The organism is Pseudomonas phytophila (assembly GCF_025643095.1).
GTDB classification, from domain to species: domain Bacteria; phylum Pseudomonadota; class Gammaproteobacteria; order Pseudomonadales; family Pseudomonadaceae; genus Aquipseudomonas; species Aquipseudomonas quasicaspiana.
In genome coordinates this window covers 2256029-2280259 of record NZ_CP081201.1, presented here as the reverse complement: position 1 = coordinate 2280259, position 24231 = coordinate 2256029, and the positions used below count along the sequence as shown (strand labels likewise).

26 protein-coding genes, 1 other RNA gene and 1 pseudogene are annotated in these 24231 nt (G+C 56.1%); 11 read left to right on the top strand and 17 right to left on the bottom strand.

Annotated features, from left to right (window positions below):
• Positions 1 to 102: 102 nt before the first annotated feature.
• Positions 103 to 1029 carry a LysR family transcriptional regulator gene (locus tag K3169_RS10200; protein WP_263271315.1) on the bottom strand — a complete coding sequence of 309 codons (927 nt, stop codon included), beginning with the start codon at positions 1027 to 1029 and terminating at the stop codon, positions 103 to 105.
• Positions 1030 to 1156: 127 nt separating this feature from the next.
• Here K3169_RS10200 and K3169_RS10195 point away from each other — a divergent pair, with 127 nt between their 5' ends.
• Positions 1157 to 1420, top strand: a complete 264-nt coding sequence (locus K3169_RS10195; protein ID WP_255876799.1) for a DUF2798 domain-containing protein — start codon at positions 1157 to 1159, stop codon at positions 1418 to 1420.
• Positions 1421 to 1711: 291 nt separating this feature from the next.
• On the opposite strand, the gene K3169_RS10190 is transcribed toward K3169_RS10195, so the two are convergent.
• Complete coding sequence (locus K3169_RS10190) at positions 1712 to 2347, bottom strand: LysE family translocator (protein ID WP_263271313.1); 636 nt, start codon at positions 2345 to 2347, stop codon at positions 1712 to 1714.
• A 219-nt stretch (positions 2348 to 2566) separates the two neighbouring features.
• On the opposite strand from K3169_RS10190, the gene K3169_RS10185 reads away from it, so the two are divergent.
• From K3169_RS10185 to K3169_RS10170, 4 genes and pseudogenes are all read left to right on the top strand, one after another.
• Positions 2567 to 2872, top strand: coding sequence for an NIPSNAP family protein (locus tag K3169_RS10185; protein WP_099269707.1), 306 nt, complete (start codon positions 2567 to 2569; stop codon positions 2870 to 2872).
• 37 nt (positions 2873 to 2909) lie between these two features.
• A complete protein-coding gene (locus tag K3169_RS10180) occupies positions 2910 to 3437 on the top strand; it encodes an AAA family ATPase (RefSeq protein WP_231667160.1) in 528 nt (175 codons plus the stop codon).
• A 30-nt stretch (positions 3438 to 3467) separates the two neighbouring features.
• Positions 3468 to 3902: a GFA family protein gene (locus K3169_RS10175; protein WP_263271310.1), complete on the top strand. Its 435-nt coding sequence runs from the start codon at positions 3468 to 3470 to the stop codon at positions 3900 to 3902.
• A 53-nt stretch (positions 3903 to 3955) separates the two neighbouring features.
• Positions 3956 to 4715 (top strand): annotated as a pseudogene (locus tag K3169_RS10170) (carbon-nitrogen hydrolase family protein).
• A 28-nt stretch (positions 4716 to 4743) separates the two neighbouring features.
• Here the strand turns inward: K3169_RS10170 and K3169_RS10165 are convergent.
• The 11 genes from K3169_RS10165 to K3169_RS10110 all read right to left on the bottom strand — a co-directional run bounded on the left by K3169_RS10165 (position 4744) and on the right by K3169_RS10110 (position 15590).
• The gene (locus K3169_RS10165; RefSeq protein ID WP_411567031.1) at positions 4744 to 5214 is read right to left on the bottom strand and encodes an N-acetyltransferase family protein; all 471 of its coding nucleotides are present in this window, start codon (positions 5212 to 5214) and stop codon (positions 4744 to 4746) included.
• A 315-nt stretch (positions 5215 to 5529) separates the two neighbouring features.
• Entirely contained in the window at positions 5530 to 6075 is a 546-nt protein-coding gene (locus K3169_RS10155) for a hypothetical protein (protein ID WP_263271308.1), read from the bottom strand.
• 115 nt (positions 6076 to 6190) lie between these two features.
• Positions 6191 to 6835: a hypothetical protein gene (locus K3169_RS10150; protein ID WP_263271306.1), complete on the bottom strand. Its 645-nt coding sequence runs from the start codon at positions 6833 to 6835 to the stop codon at positions 6191 to 6193.
• 201 nt (positions 6836 to 7036) lie between these two features.
• A complete protein-coding gene (locus K3169_RS10145; RefSeq protein WP_263272254.1) occupies positions 7037 to 8233 on the bottom strand; it encodes a CaiB/BaiF CoA transferase family protein in 1197 nt (398 codons plus the stop codon).
• Positions 8234 to 8235: 2 nt separating this feature from the next.
• Entirely contained in the window at positions 8236 to 9177 is a 942-nt protein-coding gene (locus K3169_RS10140; protein WP_263271304.1) for a hydroxymethylglutaryl-CoA lyase, read from the bottom strand.
• A gap of 50 nt (positions 9178 to 9227) precedes the next feature.
• Positions 9228 to 10514, bottom strand: a complete 1287-nt coding sequence (locus K3169_RS10135) for a CitMHS family transporter (protein ID WP_231677662.1) — start codon at positions 10512 to 10514, stop codon at positions 9228 to 9230.
• A 112-nt stretch (positions 10515 to 10626) separates the two neighbouring features.
• Positions 10627 to 11325 (bottom strand): RraA family protein, encoded by a 699-nt coding sequence (locus K3169_RS10130; protein ID WP_122395411.1) that lies wholly within the window; start codon positions 11323 to 11325, stop codon positions 10627 to 10629.
• Positions 11326 to 11338: 13 nt separating this feature from the next.
• Positions 11339 to 12313: a hydroxyacid dehydrogenase gene (locus tag K3169_RS10125; protein WP_027898036.1), complete on the bottom strand. Its 975-nt coding sequence runs from the start codon at positions 12311 to 12313 to the stop codon at positions 11339 to 11341.
• Positions 12314 to 12842: 529 nt separating this feature from the next.
• Positions 12843 to 13760 carry a LysR family transcriptional regulator gene (locus K3169_RS10120; protein ID WP_099269699.1) on the bottom strand — a complete coding sequence of 306 codons (918 nt, stop codon included), beginning with the start codon at positions 13758 to 13760 and terminating at the stop codon, positions 12843 to 12845.
• Between the two features lie 53 nt (positions 13761 to 13813).
• Complete coding sequence (locus tag K3169_RS10115) at positions 13814 to 14287, bottom strand: response regulator (RefSeq protein ID WP_122707169.1); 474 nt, start codon at positions 14285 to 14287, stop codon at positions 13814 to 13816.
• Positions 14288 to 14705: 418 nt separating this feature from the next.
• The gene (locus K3169_RS10110) at positions 14706 to 15590 is read right to left on the bottom strand and encodes an alpha/beta fold hydrolase (RefSeq protein ID WP_263272253.1); all 885 of its coding nucleotides are present in this window, start codon (positions 15588 to 15590) and stop codon (positions 14706 to 14708) included.
• A gap of 305 nt (positions 15591 to 15895) precedes the next feature.
• Between K3169_RS10110 and K3169_RS10105 the strand changes: the two genes are divergently transcribed.
• On the top strand, positions 15896 to 16798 hold the full coding sequence (locus tag K3169_RS10105) for a LysR substrate-binding domain-containing protein (protein ID WP_263271301.1): 903 nt from the start codon (positions 15896 to 15898) through the stop codon (positions 16796 to 16798).
• 341 nt (positions 16799 to 17139) lie between these two features.
• Here K3169_RS10105 and K3169_RS10100 read toward each other — a convergent pair whose 3' ends face one another.
• Entirely contained in the window at positions 17140 to 17676 is a 537-nt protein-coding gene (locus K3169_RS10100) for a GNAT family N-acetyltransferase (RefSeq protein ID WP_263271299.1), read from the bottom strand.
• Between the two features lie 366 nt (positions 17677 to 18042).
• Between K3169_RS10100 and K3169_RS10095 the strand changes: the two genes are divergently transcribed.
• Entirely contained in the window at positions 18043 to 18834 is a 792-nt protein-coding gene (locus tag K3169_RS10095) for an N-acetylmuramoyl-L-alanine amidase (RefSeq protein ID WP_263271297.1), read from the top strand.
• A gap of 300 nt (positions 18835 to 19134) precedes the next feature.
• Here K3169_RS10095 and K3169_RS10090 read toward each other — a convergent pair whose 3' ends face one another.
• Entirely contained in the window at positions 19135 to 19530 is a 396-nt protein-coding gene (locus K3169_RS10090; protein ID WP_122707175.1) for a hypothetical protein, read from the bottom strand.
• A gap of 593 nt (positions 19531 to 20123) precedes the next feature.
• Positions 20124 to 20220, bottom strand: an RNA gene (gene ffs, locus K3169_RS10085) — signal recognition particle sRNA small type.
• Positions 20221 to 20674: 454 nt separating this feature from the next.
• On the opposite strand from ffs, the gene K3169_RS10080 reads away from it, so the two are divergent.
• Together K3169_RS10080 and K3169_RS10075 are read left to right on the top strand one after the other, a co-directional pair.
• Positions 20675 to 20950 (top strand): hypothetical protein, encoded by a 276-nt coding sequence (locus tag K3169_RS10080; protein ID WP_231677666.1) that lies wholly within the window; start codon positions 20675 to 20677, stop codon positions 20948 to 20950.
• A gap of 52 nt (positions 20951 to 21002) precedes the next feature.
• A complete protein-coding gene (locus K3169_RS10075; RefSeq protein WP_263271294.1) occupies positions 21003 to 21488 on the top strand; it encodes a GNAT family N-acetyltransferase in 486 nt (161 codons plus the stop codon).
• Positions 21489 to 21625: 137 nt separating this feature from the next.
• On the opposite strand, the gene pyrF is transcribed toward K3169_RS10075, so the two are convergent.
• On the bottom strand, positions 21626 to 22327 hold the full coding sequence (gene pyrF, locus K3169_RS10070) for an orotidine-5'-phosphate decarboxylase (protein ID WP_164705987.1): 702 nt from the start codon (positions 22325 to 22327) through the stop codon (positions 21626 to 21628).
• 281 nt (positions 22328 to 22608) lie between these two features.
• Between pyrF and eat the strand changes: the two genes are divergently transcribed.
• Both eat and K3169_RS10060 read left to right on the top strand, forming a co-directional pair.
• Positions 22609 to 23973 carry an ethanolamine permease gene (eat, locus tag K3169_RS10065; protein ID WP_263271292.1) on the top strand — a complete coding sequence of 455 codons (1365 nt, stop codon included), beginning with the start codon at positions 22609 to 22611 and terminating at the stop codon, positions 23971 to 23973.
• An 86-nt stretch (positions 23974 to 24059) separates the two neighbouring features.
• The gene (locus K3169_RS10060) at positions 24060 to 24227 is read left to right on the top strand and encodes a DUF2897 family protein (protein ID WP_049826916.1); all 168 of its coding nucleotides are present in this window, start codon (positions 24060 to 24062) and stop codon (positions 24225 to 24227) included.
• Positions 24228 to 24231 lie beyond the last annotated feature (4 nt).

The following is a 24231-nucleotide window of genomic DNA, read 5'->3' as shown; positions in this document are numbered from 1 at the left end:
CCGACGTCTCGCCAACAAGTTGGCTCCTACAGGTCCCGTGTTTGCTGCACAGTAGCTTTCAGTAGAACGTCAGGTGGGGTGCGAGTTCTGATCGCCCAACATTCATTTATGCTCAGTCGACCCCCCCTGCAACGCACCTTCCAGAAACGCGATAAACGCACGTACCTTCGCATTCAATGCCGACCGTTCTGTGACACACGCATAAATATCCATCGGCTCAGACTCCGCAGCCGCAGCGCCGCGGTTGCCTGAGTCGAACAAGGGCAGCAAACGGCCGCTGTCGATAAGCGGTTGCGCGATAAAGCTGGCCAGCCGGGCAATGCCGCCGCCGTTCAGGGCGATCTGCGTGAGCATGTCGATGTCATCGCAGACAAAACCGGGATTAACCTTGGCCTCGAAGCGCTTGCCGTCGAGTATGAAATTCCACGGCAGAAAACGCCCGTCTGTGGGGTAACGAAATACCAGGCAGGCATGGTCTTTCAAGTCCTCTGGCCTGGTGGGCACGCCTTCACGGTCGAGATAAGCAGGCGAAGCGCAGAACACGAATGGAAGCGATGCAATACGCCGCGCTACCAACTGATCGCTCAGTTGGGCCTCGATACGGATGCTGACGTCCACACCCTCCAGCCGATGATCAACACGCCGGTCTGCACTGATCAACTCGACGTCAATGCGCGGGTAAGCCGCCTTGAAAGCAGGCATGAGCGGTGCCAACACATGACGCCCGAACGCCGCTGTGGTCGCGATGCGCAGCGGGCCTTGAGGATCAGTGGCGACAGCAGCGGCTTGCGAGGCAAGTTCGATATCGCGCGGGATGTGTCTCACCTTTTCGTAATAGCGCGTACCGCTTTCAGTCAGCGCCATCCTGCGCGTGGTACGCGAAAGCAGCCGTGTGCCGAGGTGCTTTTCCAGCCGAGTGATGCTCTGACTTACCGCCGCCGCACTCATGCCCTGAGCACGGGCGGCCGCAGCAATGCTGCCCGCTTCTACCACGCGGATAAAGGTGTTGATCAGCCCCAGAATATCCATCGCGTTCCCGATGCCTTATTCGTTGATTTTACTTAACAGTGATTCAAGCATTACGCCGCTACCGGCATCCTCGACGGCTTGCTAGCTTGGCGGCTCTTTTGACAAACAACATTGACGAGGTTAGCCGATGCCTGCTGGATCCAACCAAAATACCCTACGCCTGCGCTTTCCCAAACGAGCGACGCCTTACATCTTTGCGCTCTACATGGCGACCATCATGGCGTTTCTGATGTGCCTGGTGATCACCCTGGCGGAGTTCGGCTTCGATGAACACTACATGAAGAATGTGATGAATGCGTATCGGGTGGCGATGCCATCCGCATTCATTTGCGTGCTCGTGGTCAGGCCAATGGTTGCCCGGCTGGTGGCGTGGACTGTTCATGGGCATTGATGAGGTTGCAGGATTACATCGATACCTGTGAGAGATTCCATGTAGGATCGCGCAGGCGGCGATCCGGCTTGCGATGTCCTTGTGGGACCGAATTCATTCGGGAAAGCGGCATATCAGACGATACGAAAGCGGCGAATGTACTGGCCCCTTCGCGAATGAATTCGCTCCCACGGAAATGTTATTTGCAGGCCAACATAGAATCTCTCACGGAGCCTGTTTCGCTTCATAACCGCAAGGTACAAAGGGAATCCGATGGGCTCAAGCGCCACGAAATGCTACAAACCCGACCATTTACCGACGCCCCTCTATCAACATCCGCATCGCCAGCCCCGCGAGTACTGTGCCCATCAGCCAGCGCTGTACGACCTGCCAGAAAGGCCTGCCCACAAAAAACGCGGCAATTGAGCCAGCCATAATGGCAATCGCCGCGTTGACGGTCACGCTGATAAAAATCTGCGTAAAGCCCAGCACCAGCGATTGCATCAGTACGCTGCCGTGGTCGGCAGGATCAATGAACTGCGGCAACAACGACAGATACATCACCGCCACTTTAGGATTCAGGAGGTTAGTGATGAAGCCCATCATGAACAGCTTGCGTGGGCCGTCCATGGGCAGGTCCTTGACCTGAAAGGGAGAGCGCCCACCGGGCCGGACTGCCTGCCAGGCCAGATACAGCAGATACAACGCCCCGCCGATTCGCAGGGCGTCGTAAGCATAAGGAACGGCCATCACCAACGCGGTGATACCCAGCGCAGCGAGAACCATATAAACGACAAAGCCCAATGCTACGCCGCCCAGAGAAATCAACCCGGCCACCCGGCCCTGGCAGATCGAACGCGAAATCAGGTAAATCATATTCGGGCCGGGGGTCAACACCATGCCAAGTGAGATCAAGCCATAGGCAACCACGGTGGACAGTTCGGGCATGGTGTCGCTCCTTGAGAATGTTCGGAGCAAGATTAAGCCGCGAAAAGCAAAGATGTTAGACACAGATTCAAGAACAAAACGGCATACACAGACCCGTCACATGTATCCGGGAAGTCGGCAGCGACGACGTTATTTCAAGCAGAAGTATTCAGATCAGGGCTGAATTATTGATAACCTTTGCGCCCTGTTAACGAACCATTGCGAACAAGGAAAGCTCGTGTGATCACCTGCCACGTGAAGTACCAGATTGATCCGTACCAAATCCCTGCCTTTGAAATCTATTCCCGCTTATGGATACGGTTGGTAACGCGCTTGGGCGGCTTGCACCATGGCTACTTCCTGCCGGCAGAAGGTGCCAACAATATCGCCTGTTGCCTGTTCAGTTTCCCAAGTCTCTCGGACTACGAGCGCTATCGCAAAGAAGCCGAAACCGATGCTGAATGCATTGAAGCGGTGGCACTGGCGACAGAGAAAAAATTCATTGTCAGCTACGAACGTAGTTTCATGCGTCCCGTGCTTGATTGACCCCAACAAGACGGGCAATACAGCCTAAGGACACCGAATGCTCATTGTCTTCAGCGGTCTTCCCGGTACCGGTAAAACAACCATCGCCCGCGAACTCACCCGCCACATGCGTGCGGTTTACCTGCGAATAGATACGATTGAACAAGCGATCCGAAACTCCGGCGAACTTGCTCAGGATGTCGGTCGGTGCGGGTATATGGCTGCGAACGAACTCGCGCTGAGCAACCTGCAACTGGGCAGTTCGGTTATTGTTGATTGCGTTAACCCGGTCATGGAAAGCCGTAAAGCCTGGAACGAAATTGCCGCACGGGCTGGCGTCCAGTTAGTCGACATTCAGGTGGTTTGCTCGGACAAACGAGAGCACCAGCGTCGGGTTGAGAGCAGAAAAAGTGATGTACCGGGGCTGACCCCGCCCACCTGGACGTCTGTGCTCAGTCATGAATACGAAGCGTGGAATAAAGCGCCGTTTACTGTAGACACGGCATTGATGTCCCCAGTGGAGGCAATCGCAATCATCACCGGAAGATTTTTATCAGGCCTGAGCAATGAGCCGGACAACAGCTAATCAACAGGCACTTCAATAAGGAATTTATAAATGCTGACAGGACAATGTCTGTGCGAGACCGTGGTTTTTTCCCTCAAGACAGAGCCGCTGTATTTCTACCGATGCCACTGCTCCCTTTGCCGCAAACAAACAGGCACCGGTTATAACTGCGCGACGATCGTTCCTGAATCCGGCTTCCAGTGGGAGGCAGGACAGTCTGAAATCAACACATGGCTCAAACCCAGCGGCTACCGGAATGATTTCTGCAAACACTGTGGCTCGACCGTTCCCAATGCCTTGCGTGGCAAACCATACATGTGGATACCCTTGGGTCTTCTGGACTCGCAAGTCCACGCCATGAAGTGTATCGGCGACTACTGCCTGGGTGATGCCATGCAATGGGATACTTTGAAGTCGGAAAGCACGTTTGATGAATCTCCAGAATCCTTGGAGTCGCTGCTTTCTGCTCTGCGTGTTGGATATTAATAATGTCCTTCAATGGATAGCTTTTATCGGAGAACCTTTATTGGAGAGCTTTCATGTCACCTGTTTTAGCTGCAGCCCAATGCGCCATTCAAGCAGGCGATATTGACGCAAACGTGAATCTGCACATCGAGTTTATGCAGTGCGCCAGTGAGCACGGAGTAAAATCTTCTGGTGTTTCCCGAGCTGTCGCTCACGGGTTATGAACCCACTCTGGCCGAAGCGCTGACGCAAGATGTGGACAGTCCGGTTCTGCTCCCCTTGCGTCAACTCGCGCGGGAAAACTCCATGACCACTGTCGTCGGTTTACCGCTGCGCATGCCAGGCCATGAAAAGCCATTGATCGCAGCCTTCATACTCCATGGCGACGGTTCGGTCACGGTCTATACCAAACAGCATTTACACCCTGGCGAAGAACAGTATTTCAGTGCCGGTAACGGCGGCGATTTGATAAACATCGCGGGCTCGCCCATCGCGCTGTCGGTGTGCGCTGATTTCAGCCATCCAGAACATCCGTCGGCAGCAGCCAGACAAGGCGCGCAGGTTTATGCCTCAAGCGTGCTGATCGGTGAAGCAGGTTATCCACGAGACAGTTCGCTGCTGCAAAGTTACTCCCGGCTCCACGAAATGGCCGTACTCATGGCCAATCATGGCGGGCCGACAGGTGGCTGGGCAGCGGCTGGACGAAGCGCGTTCTGGGATGAAAAAGGTGTCTGCGTTGCTTCGACGTCTGGCGTGGGAAATCGCCTGCTGGTCGTTTCCAGGCAACTGCATGGCTGGCAGGGCTTCGAAACTGCGGTCGAGTGTTCTGATTGAGTCTCTGCGCACCTTTGACGGCACATTTTCAGCCTGTAACACCCCGACGAATATAGTAATGATCAAACTCGCCGCTTTCTAAAAACTGAAACCCGTGGCGCATGTAAAACCGGTTCGAGGCGCTCTCTTTCAGCGCCCCGACTTTAATCGGCAGCCCCAAAGCATCCGCCTCTTCGAATATCAGCGACAGAACCGCAGAGCCTAAGCCCAAACCTTGCGCGGCCAGCTTCAGGTACAGGTGATCAAGCACCAGTTCATCATCGTGCCGCTTGACCACGACAAAACCCACGCGCTCTCCAGCCACTTCGATATAGCGCGTATCCCGTGCATCAAAAGCGCTGGCAAAACGCTCGCGAGCACGCACTGGATCAAAGCGCCCTACCCGCTCAAGACTTTCGCGCATGGCTTCGATCCGAATGGCGACGAGATCATCAAGGTCGGTTTGTTGGGCGGGGGCCAAAGTTACGTTGGGACGGTGGTCAGTTGTAGCGAGCATCATTTGCACGCCTCTTTCATGGCGGGAGTTATGTAAGATTTTCTACGTAATCACGAACTGCTTCAGCGCAGCCATCATTGCAATCACCAACACAGCAAGCCCAATCGCAGACGTCCATTCAGACTGAAGGGTTTGGGTAAACCAGGACCCTTTAACAGGGTACTTTCCCAGTGTGAAAATCTTTACCACTGGCCAGCCCACAGGAAAGCAAATGGTACGAAAAAAGACCTCAGCCAATATTTCCATCATCATCGACGCGCCTTGAATGACTTAATCAACCTGCGATGGCGATGTGTGGGTTGATTATCAAACTCCGCCTCACTGCCATCCCGGCTTCGCATTCCACTGATAGCCACGAACACCGTAGCGCCGTGTATCAACGTCATCAAGGTTTGCCTGATGACAGAAAGATATCCATGCCTCACTCGTGGTTTCATCGAGCCCCGCCAGCCATTCGCTGACCTGGGCATCCAGCGCATCCGCATCGCCGTACATCATCCAGAGTTCAGTCAGATCGATCTGAACCACTGGGCCTTGCAACTGGCTGGCAATGAACGCCTCCCACTCAGCCACACTGGTCGCGCTGTCAGCACCTAATGCCGCCTGAAGGCTCTGCCTTCTTGAGCTGTAAGTCTTCAGTGCTTTCTCGGTGGACGCAAAGCAAGTCAAAATCAGCTCGCTATCCAGCTCACCCGCATCGTTTTCGCAATGTACAAGAACGTTGACCAAGTCATCCGAATCGAACAACGCCAACCACAAAATCGGTAACTGATAACTGGCGGCCAGCAAACAGGCGTCCTCCAGTTCTGCAGCCAGGGCGGGTTCGGATTGGCTGTGATTCATCAAGTAAACTCGATTTGCCATTTACAACTCCTTGACCAACGTCCGCAAATGGATTGGAAGTCTGTTCGATCATTCTGACGTGGTCAAACCAGCGCTCGCTTTATCCAGATAAAACAGTCGCAGCCCTGACCAAGGCTCAACCACAGGGATAGCCAATCTCTGCAGCGAACTCCCGGGCCTCGGCAAAATCCAGATCCGGATTGAGGGCCTTCACCAACTCCTCGGTCAACAGGCCGTGCTCGTAAATGCGTTGCACCGGCAAAAGTGGTAACTCAACTTCATAATACTCTTTGGCGAAAACGACATAAGAAGCTGCGGGTTCGCACAAGAGTGCGAATTTTGACGAGCCGTCATCAACCACATCCGACAGCGAATTTGCACACGCCACTTTATGCCAGCTTGAGTCCTCCGGGCGCCTCCAGTAGCAGTAGCTCACGCTATCCATGCTGAACGCGGGCTCATTCAGAAATGATTCAAAAGGCTGAGGAAATTGAATCCTCGCGGCGGCTGCAAGGTCGTTATTGCAAGCATCTGATGCTTCGTGAGCAAACCCTTTTATCGCGGCACCGAACGCTCCGAAGAGCAGAAACCAATCTTCGCCCGATCCGTTGCGCATGGACGCCATCCCCTCACCACTACCCCAATGCGCATCGAAGCTGTAATACCTGTACTCCCAATCGGGTGAGACGATAGCTTCAAGCATCGCCAGTGCTTTAGCCTTTAGTCGAACAGTTGCGATGTCAGGAAGTAATACGGGGGCGAACGGAATACTGTTACGCACATTCGATTCCGGCAATTAAAAAGTTATAGGGTCGTTGGGATTGTAGCCATCATCGGAGCGGAGCGCGCTTGCCCGCGATTGCATCTGGTCAGGCAACACGTTTTTTGCTGACACACCGCATCGCGGGCAAGCGCGCTCCTACAGAGCCCCGTTTGCTTCGCGACAGCGGTATGTCGTGGACACAAGGCACGGTCACCACCCCTAACCTTGAACTACACCAGCAGCCTGCAACGCCTGTATGTCCTCATCGCAATACCCTAACTCGCCAAGCAGTTCAGCGGAATGACTGCCAAGCTCGGGCACGTTGAGGCGTGTACCGAAACGTTGGCCATCCATTTCGAACGGTAACATCGGTACTTTCACGTCAGCGCCATCCGGGGTCGTCAACGCCGCCATGCCGCCCGATGCATTCAGGTGATGATCTTCAAACAGGTCCTCCGGGCGCTGAATGGGCGAGAACGGCAAACCCGCCGCTTCGCAGCGCGCCATGACTTCGAGCTTGCTCATGCCGCCCAGACACTCGCGTACAGGCGGCAGGATGTCGTCACGCGCTTGTACCCGCTGGTTGTTCAGAGCCAGCGTCGGATCCACGGCCCATACTTCGAAATCGAAGGCCTTGCAGAAGCTTTGCCATTGGCCGTCGCTGACGACGCCGAGAAAAACCTGTTCATCGTCGGCGGTGGTGAATACGTCGTAGATCGCCCAGGCCGAGACCCGATTGGGCATCGGTGCAGCGGCCTTGCCCGTGACGACTTTCTGCATCATGTGCTGCGCGACGAGGAAGGCTGAGTTTTCGAACAGACCGGTCTGCACAAACTGGCCCAGGCCGGTGGAGTTGCGCTGATGCAGAGCAGCCAGAATTGAAATGGCGCTGAACATGCCGCCCATCACATCGTTCACGGAGGCACCAGCCCGCAAAGGACGACCGACTGGCCCGGTCATGTAGGCAAGCCCGGTCATCATCTGCACCACTTCATCGAGTGCCGGTCGTTGATCGTAAGGTCCGGGCAAAAAACCTTTCATTGAGCTGTAGATGATCGACGGTTTGATTGCTTTGACCTGCTCGTATCCCAACGCCAGTTTTTCCATGGCACCGGGGCGAAAGTTTTCGGTGACGACGTCCGCACTGGCGATGAGCTTAAGAACGGCCGACATCCCCTCTTCGGTTTTCATGTCGACGGCAAAGCTTTTTTTGTTGCGGTTGTAGGTCATCCAGTAACCGGCGCCAGAGCCTCGCAAGCGCCGCGTATTGTCCCCCGCTGGTGCAGGTTCAACCTTGATCACCTCTGCGCCGAGGTCAGCGAGGACCAGCCCGCAGGTCGGCCCCATGACCATGTGCACGAACTCGATCACACGAATACCTGCGAGCGGCAGCGCCTTTTCAGTCGTCGGTTGCATGTTCATTGACCCTTGCTTGCATAACGAAAATTCTTGCCAACACCGGCGTCAGGAATGAACCCGTAAAGCGGCTCACCGGGCAGCCCTTTATGCAGCCACTCGCGCGCGGCAACCAGACGATCGATGTCGACGCCAGTGCGCAGGCCCATGGATTCGAGCAGGTAAACCAGGTCTTCAGTGACGATGTTCCCCGATGCGCCTGGCGCGTAAGGGCAACCGCCCAATCCGCCTTGAGAGGCGTCAATCGTGGTCACGCCGACATCAAGCGCGGCCACAACATTGGCCAGTCCCTGCCCTCGGGTGTTGTGAAAATGGGCGCTGCCCGCGACCGGCCCCAGCTCGTTGCGCAAACGGGTGAACAACTGGCGAACCTGGGTCGGATTGGCATAGCCCACCGTGTCGGCCAGCCCCACCTCATCCACCCCAAGTCCGGCCATGGTCACAGCCATACGAATGACGTCATCGGCGGGGACCACGCCTTGCAAGGTGCAGCCAAATACAGTCGAAAGACCCGCCTCGATCAAGACGTGCGGGTACTGCTGATCGCGTAGCGCAACGACAGTGCGGACTTCTTCAATAACCTGCGCATGGGTCTTGCGAATGTTTGCCAGTGAATGAGGCTCACTGACCGAAATCGGCAGGGTGATCTTTTGCACCCCAGCTTCGAACGCGGCCTGCGCGCCTTTCAGATTGGGCACCAGAGCGGTGACGAATAATCCCGGCAAGGTTCGCGCATGAGCGACCAACTGTGCGGCGTCGGCCATCTGTGGCAGCAGTTTGGGCGATACGAACGAACCGATTTCAATTTCACGTAACCCGGACGCCGCGAGTGCCGTGAGCCACTCGATCTTGAGCGCGGTCGGCATGCTTGCCTTGACGCTTTGCAGCCCGTCACGAGGGCCAACCTCGCTGACCAAAATATCGATGTCGTGATTGTTGTGCATGAACATGACCTCGGATGCAGGCCATCGGCACAGGGCCGATGGCCAATGCTTTAGTGCAGGATGGAAAGCGCGCCAATCAGCAGCGACATCACAAACATGACGCCCACGGTGCCCACCGACCATTTGAAGGAAATACGCTGGTTGTTCGCATAATCGACATCCAGCAAACCGCACAGCAGGTAAGTCGATGCCACCAGAGGGCTCAACACATGCACCGGTTGGCCGATCAGCCCGGCGACAGCCATTTCCATAGGCCCGATGCCGTAATGGCTGGCGGTCTCGGCGAGGATCGGCAGGATGCCGAAGTAAAACGCATCGTTAGTCAGTACGTAGGTGCCCGGCATACTGATGAACGCAGTAATCAACGACATGTACTGCCCGGCCCACTGCGGGATGACGTAGATCAGGCTTTCTGAGATGGCCTTGATCATGCCGGTGCCGGTCATGATGCCGACGAATATCCCTGCTGCAAAAATCAGCAGCGAGACCAGCATGACGTTGCCCGCATGACGCGAGATCAGGGCTTTCTGGTCTTCGATTTTCGGGAAATTGACCACCGCGCCTATACCGAAGGCCAGCATGAACAGAATCGGCAGCGGCAATACGCTCATGACCATGCAGGTAATCAGGGCAATCGTCAGCACAGCGTTGAATGCGAAGCGCCAGTCGCCCGGTGCGGACTCTTTGAAGTGATCCATGCCCTCGCCTTCGCGTAACTCGATCACACCTAAACGACGCTTCTCCATGCGCCCGAGCAGAAACGCAACAAACACAACCCATGCCACGGCCGCCAGCATCATCGGCAGCATTTCCATGAACAGGTCGGCGACGTCCACGTGCATGGCGCTGGCGGCGCGCGAAAAGGGCCCGGCCCAAGGCAGCATGTTCATCACGCCGTTGCTGAGCAGCAACACCGTCGCCATGACTTGCAGGCGAATCCCGGTGCGCCGGTAAAGCGGCAACAGCGCGGCCGTGGTGATGATGTAAGTGGTCGCACCGTCGCCATCCAGGCCGACGCAAATCCCCAGAATGGCGCTGCCGATCACGATTTTCTGCGGGTCGCCCTTCACCACTTTCAGGATCAGTTTGACCAGCGGGTTGAATAGCCCGGCGTCGGTCATCATCGAAAAGTACAGGATCGCAAAGGTCAGCATGATGCCGGTGGGGGCAAGCATCTTCACCCCGTCGATCATCATCGGGCCAAGGCCCGCAGCGAACCCGCCGATACAGGCGAATACCACCGGCACCAGCATCAATGCCACCAAGGGTGAAAGACGGCGGCTCATGACCAGGTACATGAAGCAAATGATCATCGTATAGCTGAGGATCGTCAGCATGGGTTCCCTCTTTTTTTTAGTTTTATCTGGGTGACTTTTTTACAGATGCGAAGCGCCAGCTATAGGCATGGATCGCCCGTGCAGGGGTTTAACGAGAGTCAGTGAAAGGTGCTCAGACCGGCAGGCCTTTGGCGCGCAGCAGTGCGTCGAAGCGTTCCGGGTCGGCAGTGCCAAGGCGATTGGTTTCGCGGATCGCGGCCTCTCGCTCAAGATGGGCGATGGCTTTGGGCAGCAGTGCCGCGACATCCGCCTGCGGCACTGCCAGCACGCCGTCTGCATCGCCCAGCATCAAATCGCCGGGCATGACGCAAAGTCCGGCGCAGGCAATCGGCACGTTGATTTCGCCGGGGCCATCCTTGCTCGGGCCACGATGGGTATGCCCTGCTGCAAACACTGGCAGGATGCCTTCGGCCAGCTCCTCAAGATCACGGACCGCCCCGTCGATCACAATGCCGCCGAGCTTGACCCGCAATGCCGTGGTTCGGACCAGGCCACCAATCACCGCCTGGCTGATATCGCCCGCACCGTCGATAACCAATACATCACCGGGCTGCACCATCATCAGCGCCTTGTGCACCATCAGGTTGTCGCCGGGGCGAACCCGCAGAGTGAACGCCGGGCCACACAACTTGAGCGACAGATCGCCGTGATAAACGTGCAGGCCTCTGGCGCCAATGCCGCGCCCCAGGCAATCGCCCGCCACCGCCACAGGAATGTTTCGGAAGGCTTCGATCAGTTCAACATTGAGGTCGCCGTTACGCGGATTGATGCGGTAGCCGGTTGGCCAGTCATTGAGAGCAGAAGCGGTCATGGTGAATCTCCAGTCAAAGGGAAAGCAGATCAGCGTTGACGCATGAAGTACGCGGCACAGGCTTGCCGTCGAGAAAGCCCAGAACGTTGGTGGCAGCGTCCCGTGCCATTGCAGCCAGTGCAGCCGGGGTTGAACCGCCGACATGAGGAGTCAGCACGACGTTATCCAGATGCAATAAGGGACTGTCGGACGGCAAAGGTTCGATGGCCATGGTGTCCAGACCTGCTGCATACAATTGACCGCTGCGCAGCGCATCAACCAGCGCGGCTTCGTCTACGACTTCACCGCGAGCGGTATTGATCAGAACCGCGCCTACGGGAAGCATTGCCAACTCGGCAGCGCCAATCAGGTTTCGGGTCTGTGCAGTGAGCGGCACGTGCAGGCTCAGGACATGGCTTTCACTGAGCAATGCTGCCAGCGAGTCAACGGCCACAGCGCCCTGCAGATCGCTGTCGGTTTTGAGAAACGGATCGTAGACCCGCACCGGCATACCGAGCGCCTGGCACACCGTCGCGACTTTGCGCGCCACCTGACCAAAACCCACGAGGCCCAGCGTGCGCCCGCTCAACTCCAGCCCGTCCTGCGCACGGGACCAGCGACCGGCGCGGATCTCGCTGTCCATCCAGCTGACTTTACGTGCCGCGGCGAACATCAAGCCCAGGGTCATTTCACACACCGACTGCGCGTTGGCACCGGGCGTGACGTAAACCGGAATGCCGCGGGCACTGGCCGCAGCAACGTGGATATTGCTGACGCCAACGCCGTGTTTGGAGATGACTTTCAGGGTCGGAGACGCGGCAATCGCCTGCTCGCTCAGCTCGAAGGTCCGGGAGATCACCGCATCGATCGGTTCGCTGGCCATCAACCGCTCGATGTCAGCGACCTCCTGCCCGGCGCGAACAAACAACACCCGGCAGCCGCGCTGCGTAAGAATGTCCAGTCCAGCTGGAGCCAGGCGTTCGGCGGTGACAAGAATGGTGTAAGTCATACAGGACGCCTTGTTTTCATTATTGGCATCGGTTCAGACATCGACGGGCGATACCTACCGCTATGGCATCCATGGTTAACTTTTTCTTCGTATAAATCTATTTCCGCTTTTTTATTCAACTATGAATTTAATTGATGAAATCACGCATATTTCGCCCTTGCTGGGGCATTGGGTAACACCTTCGTCCCTGACACATCGCTGTCGAGCAGCAAACACTATCCCTGTAGGAGCGCACGAGCACCGCGAGGCCGCGATAGCGGTGCATCAGACAGACTGCCATCGCTGCCTCGCGGTGCTCGTGAGCTCCTACAGAAAGGAATTCCAGATCAGGTCGTTGCATTTTTGTTTGATAGAAGCCGAACCTGCATCCCTGACACAGCGCTGTCGAGCAGCAAACGTGGACCTGTAGGAGCGCGCTTGCCCGCGATTCTATATATCGGGCGTTGGATATATCGTCTGTGCTGACGCAATAGCGGGCAAGTTGGAGCACCGCCCCAGTCGTTCCTGCAGAAAAAGCTTTTAATTGAGGTCAAGTCAGATCGGAATGATCAGTGAAAAGGCCCGAGCCTTCGCGCTTGAGCAGATCGACGACGTACGCAGTGGGCGGCGAGACATAGGCTTCGCGGCGCATGACCAGACCGAAGCTGCGCTTCATAGTGGTTTCCGGCAATTGCACCTCACGCAAGGTAGCGCCAATTTTGCCCACGCCGAGGTTGTGCCTGGAAATGAAGCTCAACAGCGGCGTGTGAGCAATCAGTCGCGGCATCATGTTGATGGAGTTGGTCTGTATCTGAATCTGCGGCGTGTCCAGTTGGTGGTTGAAAAAAGCGTTGTCCAGCCAGCGCCGGGTCGCCACCGTGGGTGCTGCCAGCACCCACCGCCAGTCACACAACCCCGCCATGCTGATTGGCCCCTCGAACAACACATGGTCCGCACTGGCGACCACAACCACTTCATCCTGCAACAGGGCAAACGTTTCGAATTGCGAAACATCGACCGCTGACAGCGGGCAGATCAGCAGATCCAGTTGCCCGGTCCGCAACGAATTGAGCAGGATATCGTTCTGGCCGGTGACCAGCTCCAACGTCAGGTCCGGGGCCGTCTCCAGCAATAACGACACCAGACTTGGCAGCAGGTATTCGGCGGCTGTAGGTCCACAGCCGAGGCGCACGTTTCCCACCGTGCCTTTGGCGAAGTCCTGAATTTCCCGACGGGTTTCCTGCACGCCCTGACGCAAAAGCCGGGCACGCATCAGCAGCAGTTCACCGGCAGGAGTGAGGCGCATGCGCCGCCCTTCACGAAAAAACAAAGCGGTACCGAGGGTCTCTTCCAGTCGCTGAATGCTTTTCGAAAGCGCAGGCTGGGTGCGATGCAGCTTTTCACCTGCGCGCCCCAGATTGCCCAGATCAGCAATGGTTTCGAAGTAATAAAGGTCGCGTAAATCCATTCCTACACATCCACATGACGTTGGTTATTGCATTGCTGCAATTGCACATCACGTCATGATGGCCGGTGTTCAGTTGCGATACGAGAGGAATGTTCAGGTAATGCCTTCGGAGGCCCGGAGCGCTCATTAAAAATTTTCAGAGCCCCAGGATTCGGAATGTTGGCGGGCTGGCCTGCCAACCAAAAGCCGGCAATCAATGCAGCCTTTGCCAGATCATCAAGACTGTAGGGCTTACTTAAAACGCCGATTGACTCAGCTCCCCGCTCGCGGGCGGCGACAATCTGTCCCGTCACAAAGAGAGAAAAAATGCCGTACTGATCACGTAAAACATTCGCGACCTTGATGCCTTCTTCGTTCCCGGAGAGGTTGATATCAACAAACGCAATGTCTACCTGGAAATCCCTGGCAAGCCGCAATGCTTCGGCTTCGTCATAAGCGGGCCCAATAATCTCATGACCTTCCTCTTCAAGAGCATCAGCGTTCAGCAACGCCAGTATGGGGTCATCCTCGACAATCAAAATCCGCATGGTTTTCCTGAATACGTTAACAGGTGAATTGAAATACACCTCGTTAACTAGATGACTCCCGTGACACCGGACAGTTTCATTAACTATCGAGGGTATCGACGAACTGACTCAGGATTGTTGGCAGGAGCCTCTAATGGGCTGACATTGTGTAGGTCAGGCAAAAGCGGACCTGGAGAATTAATGCGGAGGGATATAAGGCGGAGGGTAAATTATTATTCACGCTAAAACGGCAAAAACATCCAAATGCATACCCTCGTATGCAACTAACATTCAAAAACTTAGTTTTGTCGGAATACAGAGGTAAGGGTTGAAACCTGGCGTAATCGCGAGTTCAACCGAATATGGCAGAGACAGTTAAGGATGGCGTCCGTCTGGTCACAATGAATGTGCAGGCGGACGCCATATTGGCTGACCGGTTTTACTGCTGCTTCAGCTTGCGTGTGAGAAATTCGCGGATATACCCGGCCACTTCTGGCGCATGGGTTTCAAGTGCGAAGTGACCCGCGTCCAGCAAATGCACTTCTGCATCCGGAATATCCTTGCGGTAAGCCTCTGCGCCCGGCGGGATGAACGCCGGATCGTGCTTGCCCCAAACGGCCAGCAACGGCGGCTGGTATTTGCGCAAGTACGCCTGAAACGCCGGGTAAGCCGCCACGTTGGTGCGGTAGTCGAGAATCAGGTCCAGCTGGATCTCCTCTGCACCTGGCCGAGCCATATACAGGATGTCGAGATTGTAGCCGTCCGGTGAAAGCTTCTGCGGATCAGATCCTGTTCCATATTGCCAGTCACGAATAGTCTCCGGCGACAACGAGGGACGGCAGGCCTCGCGATTGGCAGCCGAAGGATCACGCCAGTAGGCTTGCCACGGATCCCATTGATCACTGAAGCCTTCCAGATAGGCATTGCCGTTCTGGGTGATGATTGCGGTCACCTTTTCCGGATTTGCCGCAGCAAGACGCAAGCCGGTTGGCGCGCCGTAATCGAATATGTACAACGCGTACTTCTTCAGACCCAAGGCTTCGGTAAAACCCTCGATCACCTTGTAGAGGTTTTCGAAGCTGTAATCGAATTGCCCTCGCGGCGGTGCTTTGGTGTTACCGAAACCCGGTAAATCCGGTGCGATGAGGCGGTACTGGCTGGCCAGCAATGGCATCAGGTCACGGAACATGTGGCTGGCGCTCGGGAAGCCGTGCAACAGCAGAAGTACCGGGGCGTCCTTTCGGCCGACTTCGCGATAGAAAACTTCTACCTCGCCGACCTTCTGAGTGTGAAACGTAACGCGAGACGCATCGTCGAGTGCCATAACGGTTTTCCTGCTTGCAGTTGAGCTGGAGGATGAAGGGGCAGCGCTCACGAATGAAGCGCCCAGCGCAGCGGCGGCGCCCACAGCAGATGCCTGTAAAACCTTGCGCCGACTGACGCCATTTGCATCGCTGGCTTCGGCTGATGGATCGAACTTGGTCATGATAAAAACCTGAGGTGAAAGAACAGAGATCCATGCTATTCGTTGCTTCCTCTGCAGAGAATTACCAGCCAACTCAATTCACCATTTCAATTACTGCAATACTGATAGCATTCGAGGCAGTCACCTCACGCTGCGAGTGGAACATGGATCGAATTCAGGAAATGACGATTTTCGCCGCACTGGCCGAGCAAACCAGTTTCGCCGGAGTTGCCCGGCACTTTGGTTTATCCACCGCGACAGTCACTCGGGCCGTGGCCAGCCTGGAGACCCGGCTGGGGATTCTGCTGGTGGTGCGTAACACTCGAAACATGCGGCTTACTGAAGCCGGAGAGCGCTTCGCCATCGATTGCCGCCGCTTGCTCGCCGATCTTGATGAGGCTGAAAACGCTGCGGGTGGCCTGCATACACTGCCTGGTGGATTACTGACGGTGACAGCGCCTCAGATGTTCGGCGCGCTGCACGTCACACCGCTGCTGACCCGCTTTCTCAGCCAATACCCGGCTGTGGAGATTCGCGCGATTCTGGTTGATCGGGTTGTGTCCATGCTGGACGAAGGCATAGATGTCGCGGTGCGCATCGGTGCCCTGCCCGACTCAACGCTGACGGCAATCCCGGTCGGCAGCGTGCGTCGTATGGTCTGCGCCTCCCCTGCCTACCTGGCCGAACACGGCACCCCGCAACACCCGGACGATTTACGCCGACACTCAACCATCTCGACATCCGCCTCAGAACGCCCACCGCAATGGGCCTTCCGGGTCGACGGCCGCGACTACAGCGTGGACGTCGCTTCGCGGCTCAGCCTGACCTCGTTCCAGGCTGCAATCGGCGCAGCCCTACAGAATTGGGGGCTGACCCAGGTGCCGTATTACCAGATACGCGAGTACCTGCGCGACGAGAAACTCAAATGCGTGCTGCAAGGGTTCGAGATCGAGCCAGAACCGGTTCATGTGGTTTATCTGGAAGGCCGCAGAGGCTCTTCGAAAGTGCGTTCGTTCGTGGACTTTTGTGTTGAAGGGTTAAGGAAGGATCTGCGGTTTGACGCGTAGAGTAGATAACCTGATTGCCCCTGAAGCAGCGCTGCCGCGTAACGATCGCTATAACCGTGGGAGCGAATTCATTCGCGAAGGGGCCAGTACAGACAATACATATTCAGCGTATGGCAATCAGTCTTCCCGAATGAATTCGGTCCCACAGATGGAGCGAGCTTTTCCTGTTTGGCGAGGCTTGCCCGCGATTCAGCCAACCCGGTAGATCAGGCACACCGCGTTATCGACCTTCGCGGGCAAGTCGGATCGTCGCCCACTCGCGCCAGCAAATTACGCGTTTGCTACGGGGCAGCGCTGCGCCGAAAACGGGCTACCCCTCGCACAGGAAAATCTTCTACTCATTAAATTATGTTTTTAGCGAACAAGCGGTTTTCATGGGTTTCATTTTGAAAAGTAAAATACGTCGATCCCAGACATTCATAACCCTGCCGAGGATAAAAACCCAGCGCTCGCTCATTGCCAATCCAGACCGTGGCCCAAAGCGGTGACGCACCTCCAAGCCGCGCATATTCTTCGGCGCTTTGGAGCAATGTGTAGCCCACGCCTCGTCCGGTAAACCTTTCCTGTACGTACAGACGCTTCAACTCCGCAGCACTCGAATCGCCAATCAGCTCATGATCAGTTCGCAAGGCAACCTGTGCGAAGCCGACAAGATGATGATTAACCTCGGCCACGACGATCAAAGTGTCAGGCTGGGAAATGATCTTTGACATCGTATCCGGCAAGAAGGCATCAAGCGCTTCCTGAGCAATTGCGTCCCGGATTCCTTCGGTGGCATACGTATCGAGAAAAACCTGCATGCCGAGCACACCGATAGACAAAGCGTCCTGTGGGGTGGCGGCACGGGTGGTGACTTGAGTGGCATGTGTATTGGTCATTTAGATGCTGTGCATAGATCCAAAGCGCTGAATTACGATCGACACGGATACGTCGGGTGCGTTGTATTTTTTCCTAGACAGATGACGGTTTCAACTCAAATGCACAAGTGCCCCCTACATCTTTAAATAAATTGGTCGGCTTCGTGGCACAAGCTCTGACGGCGAGAATAACCAATTGTAGGAGCTGCCGAAGGCTGCGAAAGCGGTGTGTCAGTCTTTACCGATTCGCAGCCTTCGGCAGCTCCTACAGAGAGCGTGCGGATATCTTAAACACCCAAAAAACCAACATGTAATACATATCTAAAGCCATACGCAAAACACCCGATGCTAGCGTGATTTCTCATTCACGCTAAGCAGGATTCACCGATGTACGCTATCGATTACAACAGTTACAGAGCCACCAAAAGCTTCAACCACCGCACCCGCTTTCTGGTGATGCACTACACGGCCTGTAACTTCCAACAATCAGTCGCCGCACTGACCGGTCCCTCGGTCAGCTCGCACTATCTCGTCCCCGACCCGAGCGATAAAACCTACACCGACGCAGGTTTCACCGACATGCGCATCTTCAACCTCGTCGATGAAAAAGAACGCGCATGGCATGCAGGCGTCAGCGAATGGGCGAGGCGTTACAACTTGAACGACACAGCCATTGGAGTAGAAATCGTTTATGTGGCTACCGAAGACAAAGGGGTTTTCACCTTCCCGCCCTATAACTGCGCGCAAATAGAGGCAGTCAAAGAGTTGGCCAGGAACATCCTCCAGCGTTACCCGGACATATCGCCAGTTAACGTCGTCGGCCACAGCGACGTCTCCATCGGCCGTAAAAGCGATCCCGGTGCCGCCTTCCCTTGGAAAGAACTTCACGATGCCGGCATCGGCGCGTGGTATGACGAAGCAACCAAACAAAATTATCAAACGCAGTTCAGCAGCGCCCTGCCCGCCAAAGCCGAAATTATCGCGAAACTAGGCCGTTACGGGTACGACCCAACCGCTGCGATGACTGACAGTGGATACAAAAACCTGATCCGGGCATTCCAGCTGCATTTCCGCCCGCAAAAATATGACGGCGTGGTGGATGCTGAAACAGCGGCGGCGCTGTATGCGTTGGTGGACAGGTATTTTCCGAGGAAGGTGACGAAGCAGATCTATGTTTAGGAGATTGAGCCCGGAACAGATGCGTGCTTGCCTTACGATAGGGCGGCACATCCTAATGCCGAAAGCCAAGCCCCTGTTTCTCATCGAGGGAAGCAAGGACAAATGACATCAGGCACCACGACTCTTAAGTAATAAACATATGGCGGGACAGCATGAAGCAAGACGAGATAAGCCGCATTATCCTCACGAATAAATGCGCTAGAGATATAGGCTTCTTCGCTCAGAGAATACTCCATCTTCAATTAACGTCATGCTGCCCCTACGTACGATAGTAAGAACTTAGCTTGTCGCCGGTCGCGATTAGTAGCCTAAACCATTGAACACTACAACGGCGATGCCGAGCAACTCTTCATCAATTCCATTGAGGGGGTAAAAGCGGCCGTTAACCTCAATCTCCGAGAGCAAATTCGCTAGTGAGATTGCTAAACCCGCCCGATCGGGGTTTTCTTCTTCCATGTTTTCTATACCGCCCGCAAGGGCAACTGCGGCTACCGACAGTTTATGTGGGCGCTGTCCGAACGACCCGTCAAACATATCTGGCTTCTGGTCCCACACTGCCGCAACCAATGAGTTAGCGACCTTTGCTGGGTCTGAGTGGAAGAAACCCACGCGTACCTGAAGCTCCAGAAGATTCCGAACAACAACGGCGGCTTCAGTTTTTTTGAACGTGCTTTTAATGCCCGTGAACAAGCCCATAGGCGGTCCTCCATGATTTTCGTGGGCCAACCTACTGTAAGGGCCAAGCGATGTCCACAGGACACTTCTGAGGGAGAGATAAAATTCTGATGCCTTTGTATTAGCCGCGCTCTCGAATACTCCGCAGTGTCGCAAGGTGGTTCTGCCTAGGGCGGAAAAACATACTCAGGTATGCAGATGTCGACAGGCCCATGAGGAGATTCGTTATCGCAGATGCTAAGGAGGTGCGATTTGTCGACGCACTTCTCGCTTGAGCAGAGGCAGAGGGGACCTGCTAAAGCATCAGTGGATACCTGTTTGAACAGCTCAAAGTGACTTCGGCAAGCACATATCACCAACATTGTGTTGACCCACAATTTCGGAGGCAATCTCAAAACCGGGATGCCACTGCTTAGATAGGTTCTCAAAAAGAAAACGTATCACCCGGCCACAGCGCGATAAGTCTTTCTTGATCCTTATCGACTGGAAACTATTAGCTTGGCGATGCTATGCCCCCAGAACGTGCACCACTCAGCTGTACCGGAACGCTGCCACACTTAGAGGATTTTTGCTGCGAATCCTTGAAGGCTCAAGGACTGAAAGATAGGTGGTAACCCCATCAGCCACACCCCGGCACACAATGTTCCCGCTGTGGCTGCTTCCTTCCGGATCTGACCAGGTTCACGGGTAATCGTTGCGGGGGGACCGATGGGGTCACCATAACGACACTCACCTGTCGGCGAGCCGCGCCATTGTACCGGTCTTGAGCGAAGTTACAACCCGTAAGGCCGGATAAAAATTCGATAGGGCTCAAGCACTTGTGTGACGGGGGTTGGGTGGGTTGCAGCGCTCGGGATCGGGGCTTATAGTCGCGCCGTCGCTGCACATCAGCGATCGGGTGTGGAAGCCCGGATTGGTTATAGGAACGCAAAGCTCATACCAGCAATCGGAGACAGTAATGTCTGCGACTGTTGTGTTATGGCGGCTGTGCGCTGGGGCACTTTCGGGTGCGCCGGGTTCCTATGACCGGTCTTCCACACCCGCGCACAGCTGCCACCCACTCATGTGGAAGTGAGTATTTGGCGGCTCCCATTCGCATAGGAGCTTCAAACATGTTCAAGATCACTCCAAATCCCCCTGCCCCATCCGTCCGCGGAGGTGCAGCGTGAATCGCTTCATCCCTCTCAAGAGCAACAACACCGACAGCCCGGTGATGCACATCGACAGCCAGGCGCCTCTGGATTTTCTGTTTGCCAGTGCCGACCGGCGTATCCGTATGGCGCGCTATCTGCTGGAGACGCTGGACGGTGCCGATGACTGCGATGTGCGTTGCATCGCCAATGCCGCGCTGATGTTGCTGAGCGATGGCTGTGACGCGTTAACCGTCGTTGAGAAGCAGATATTTAGCCCGCCCTCGCCATGCAATTCTGTCAGACACTGAGCCATACTGCGCACCGCCTACTTTTCTTGTCAGACGGTGCGATTTAGCAGTGATGAATACGCAAGTTGTGAGCTACGAAACCCTCAACGAAACACAGCGCCAGCAGCTGGATGCTCTGGAGATTCTGCCGGAGCAACTGCCGTTTTCCGGGGATATTTATTGTGCGCTGAACACGTTGCTGGTCCGGCCGAGCCCGAATATTCAAGGTGTGGCGCTGTTGATGGATGACAAGCCGGTGGGGTTTTTACTGCTCAAACGTGGGGAGTTTTTACCGCACTGGGCAGTGGAAGGTTCAGCGACGTTGCATGCGCTGCAGATTGATCGCCGGGTTCAGGGTAAAGGCCTGGGCAAGGTGTTTTTGCAGGGGTTGCCGGAGGTGGCGCGCACGACGTGGCCGGATATCGGGCAGCTGATGTTGTCGGTGGATGCGGATAATCTGGCGGCGCTGAATTTGTATGTCGGCCAGGGTTGGGTGGATACCGGCGAGGCCTACAAGGGCCGGATCGGGTATGAGCGGCGGTTGGTGTTGGGTTTGTAGATTGAGCGCTTAGGTGAGTCAGATAAGACCGAGGCGCCTGCATCGCTGGCAAGCCATGCTCCCACAGAAAGTCGCATTCCCCCTGTGGGAGCATGGCTTGCCAGCGATAAGGTCGCCTCGGTTTTAGCGAATAGCTGTTAAAGCCCCAACTCTGCCACAACCGCTTCCAGCGCCTTGGCCGGGTCTGCGGCCTGGCTGATCGGGCGGCCGATGACGAGGTAGTCGGAGCCTGCGTCCAGCGCCTGACGCGGGGTCAGGATGCGGCGTTGATCGTCCAGAGCGCTGCCGCTTGGACGAATGCCTGGAGTGACCAGCTGCAAAGCAGGATGCGCAGATTTCAGCGCCTGAGCTTCCAGCGCGGAACACACCAGACCATCCATGCCAGCCTTTTCAGCCAGTGCAGCCAGGCGCAGCACTTGCACTTGCGGGTCGACGTCCAGGCCGATGCCGGCCAGGTCTTCGCGCTCCATGCTGGTCAGCACGGTCACGCCGATCAGCAGCGGCTGCGGGCCGGTGCGCTGGTCGAGCACTTCGCGGCAGGCCGCCATCATGCGCAAGCCGCCGGAGCAATGCACGTTGACCATCCACACGCCCATCTCGGCCGCGGCTTTGACAGCCATGGCGGTGGTGTTGGGGATGTCGTGGAATTTCAGGTCCAGGAATACTTCAAAACCCTTGTCGCGCAAGGTTTCGACGATGTCCGAAGCACAGCTGGTAAACAGCTCTTTGCCGACCTTGACGCGGCACAGCTTGGGGTCCAGCTGGTCAGCCAGTTTCAAAGCGGCGTCACGGGTCGGGAAATCCAGGGCGACGATGACAGGAGTCTGGCAGACGGACATGAGCGGGTTCTCTGGTAGGTCGAAATCGGCGCGCATTGTATCCGAACCTTACCGCAGACGGTAATCGAACCGCTGAACTGAATCGATTCTCCCCAATGAATACGCCCAAAAGCGGACATCACCCTGCACCAACCGCACCAAAGCTGCACCCTCTTGGCGCGCGCAAACAGGAACCGTTCTGCAAACGACGCGTTTGGGACCAATACGACTATGGTTCGACGAGTGGCATGGCGACTGCAACAGGATGTTTCGATGATTCCACAGACTTCAGGGAGCTACGCATGAACACTCAACTCAAGCCCACGCTGGGCACACTCCATTTATGGGGGATCGCTGTAGGGCTGGTGATCTCCGGCGAGTACTTCGGCTGGAGTTATGGCTGGGGCGTTGCCGGGACCTTAGGCTTCCTGGTCACTTCGCTGATGGTTGCACTGATGTACACCTGCTTCATCTTCAGCTTTACCGAGCTGACCACTGCCATCCCGCACGCGGGCGGACCATTTGCCTACAGCCGTCGGGCATTCGGGGAAAAAGGCGGACTGGTTGCAGGTCTGGCCACCTTGATCGAATTCGTGTTTGCGCCACCGGCGATTGCGATGGCCATTGGTGCTTACCTGAACGTGCAGTTTCCGGGGCTTGATCCCAAGCTCGCGGCAGTGGGCGCTTATATCGTGTTCATGACCCTGAATATTCTCGGCGTCAAGCTGGCGGCAACCTTTGAGTTGGTGGTCTGCATCCTGGCCGTGGCTGAGCTGCTGGTGTTCATGGGCGTGGTTGCTCCGGCATTCAGCTTCAGCAATTTCGCCCTTAATGGCTGGGCCGGCTCCGACACCTTTGGCGCTCCGGCCATCGCCGGTATGTTTGCGGCCATTCCGTTCGCGATCTGGTTCTTCCTGGCCATCGAAGGCGCGGCCATGGCGGCTGAAGAAGCCAAAGATCCGAAACGCACCATTCCAAAAGCGTATGTCAGCGGCATTCTGACCCTGGTGTTTCTGGCCATGGGCGTGATGCTGTTCGCGGGCGGCGTGGGCGACTGGCGCACCCTGTCAAACATCAACGACCCGCTGCCACAGGCAATGAAAACCGTGGTCGGCGAAAACTCCAGCTGGTTGCACATGCTGGTCTGGATCGGCCTGTTTGGTCTGGTGGCGAGCTTCCACGGCATCATCATGGGTTACTCGCGCCAGTTCTTCGCCCTGGCTCGCGCCGGTTACCTGCCCTCCTCGCTGGCCAAACTGTCGCGCTTCCAGACTCCACACCGCGCCATCATCGCCGGTGGCATCATCGGTATTGCCGCGATCTACAGCGACGGCCTGATCAACCTCGGCGGCATGAGCCTGACGGCGGCGATGATCACCATGGCGGTTTTCGGTGCCATCGTGATGTACATCATGAGCATGCTCAGCCTGTTCAAACTGCGTAAAACCGAACCATCGCTGGAGCGCACCTTCCGCGCGCCGGGCTACCCGATCGTGCCGGGCATCGCTTTGGCACTGGCGGTGGTGTGCCTGATTGCGATGGCATGGTTCAACGCGCTGATCGGCCTGATCTTCCTCGGTTTCATGGTGGTGGGCTTCATCTACTTCAGCCTGACGGCGCAATCACGTGCCGACGCGCCAGCCGATGCGATGCTGACCGGGCTTTAAATAGCGGCACATAACCGGGCACGGGACTAGACTTGAACCATTGAGCAGCGCTGCTGCTCAAACGGTTACATAAAAAGGAGAGCCCTATGCCCTGGTATGCCTGGTTAATTCTGCTGGTAGCAATTGGTTCGGTGGTGGGCGGCTTGATGGTCTTGCGCCAGTCTGCGCAAAAGCTGCCACTGACCGACGAGCAGCTCAAACGTGTCCACGAGCGCAACGCCGAGATGGATGCCAAAGAGGCCAAGGATCGCTAACGAC

Coding starts and splice junctions, on each gene's coding strand:
- K3169_RS10200 (WP_263271315.1), bottom strand. CDS start 1,029: ATGGATATTCTGGGGCTGATCAACACCTTTATCCGCGTGGTAGAAGCG.
- K3169_RS10195 (WP_255876799.1), top strand. CDS start 1,157: ATGCCTGCTGGATCCAACCAAAATACCCTACGCCTGCGCTTTCCCAAA.
- K3169_RS10190 (WP_263271313.1), bottom strand. CDS start 2,347: ATGCCCGAACTGTCCACCGTGGTTGCCTATGGCTTGATCTCACTTGGC.
- K3169_RS10180 (WP_231667160.1), top strand. CDS start 2,910: ATGCTCATTGTCTTCAGCGGTCTTCCCGGTACCGGTAAAACAACCATC.
- K3169_RS10175 (WP_263271310.1), top strand. CDS start 3,468: ATGCTGACAGGACAATGTCTGTGCGAGACCGTGGTTTTTTCCCTCAAG.
- K3169_RS10165 (WP_411567031.1), bottom strand. CDS start 5,214: ATGATGCTCGCTACAACTGACCACCGTCCCAACGTAACTTTGGCCCCC.
- K3169_RS10155 (WP_263271308.1), bottom strand. CDS start 6,075: ATGGCAAATCGAGTTTACTTGATGAATCACAGCCAATCCGAACCCGCC.
- K3169_RS10145 (WP_263272254.1), bottom strand. CDS start 8,233: ATGCAACCGACGACTGAAAAGGCGCTGCCGCTCGCAGGTATTCGTGTG.
- K3169_RS10140 (WP_263271304.1), bottom strand. CDS start 9,177: ATGCACAACAATCACGACATCGATATTTTGGTCAGCGAGGTTGGCCCT.
- K3169_RS10135 (WP_231677662.1), bottom strand. CDS start 10,514: ATGCTGACGATCCTCAGCTATACGATGATCATTTGCTTCATGTACCTG.
- K3169_RS10130 (WP_122395411.1), bottom strand. CDS start 11,325: ATGACCGCTTCTGCTCTCAATGACTGGCCAACCGGCTACCGCATCAAT.
- K3169_RS10125 (WP_027898036.1), bottom strand. CDS start 12,313: ATGACTTACACCATTCTTGTCACCGCCGAACGCCTGGCTCCAGCTGGA.
- K3169_RS10120 (WP_099269699.1), bottom strand. CDS start 13,760: ATGGATTTACGCGACCTTTATTACTTCGAAACCATTGCTGATCTGGGC.
- K3169_RS10115 (WP_122707169.1), bottom strand. CDS start 14,287: ATGCGGATTTTGATTGTCGAGGATGACCCCATACTGGCGTTGCTGAAC.
- K3169_RS10110 (WP_263272253.1), bottom strand. CDS start 15,590: ATGGCACTCGACGATGCGTCTCGCGTTACGTTTCACACTCAGAAGGTC.
- K3169_RS10105 (WP_263271301.1), top strand. CDS start 15,896: ATGGATCGAATTCAGGAAATGACGATTTTCGCCGCACTGGCCGAGCAA.
- K3169_RS10100 (WP_263271299.1), bottom strand. CDS start 17,676: ATGACCAATACACATGCCACTCAAGTCACCACCCGTGCCGCCACCCCA.
- K3169_RS10095 (WP_263271297.1), top strand. CDS start 18,043: ATGTACGCTATCGATTACAACAGTTACAGAGCCACCAAAAGCTTCAAC.
- K3169_RS10090 (WP_122707175.1), bottom strand. CDS start 19,530: ATGGGCTTGTTCACGGGCATTAAAAGCACGTTCAAAAAAACTGAAGCC.
- K3169_RS10075 (WP_263271294.1), top strand. CDS start 21,003: ATGAATACGCAAGTTGTGAGCTACGAAACCCTCAACGAAACACAGCGC.
- pyrF (WP_164705987.1), bottom strand. CDS start 22,327: ATGTCCGTCTGCCAGACTCCTGTCATCGTCGCCCTGGATTTCCCGACC.
- eat (WP_263271292.1), top strand. CDS start 22,609: ATGAACACTCAACTCAAGCCCACGCTGGGCACACTCCATTTATGGGGG.
- K3169_RS10060 (WP_049826916.1), top strand. CDS start 24,060: ATGCCCTGGTATGCCTGGTTAATTCTGCTGGTAGCAATTGGTTCGGTG.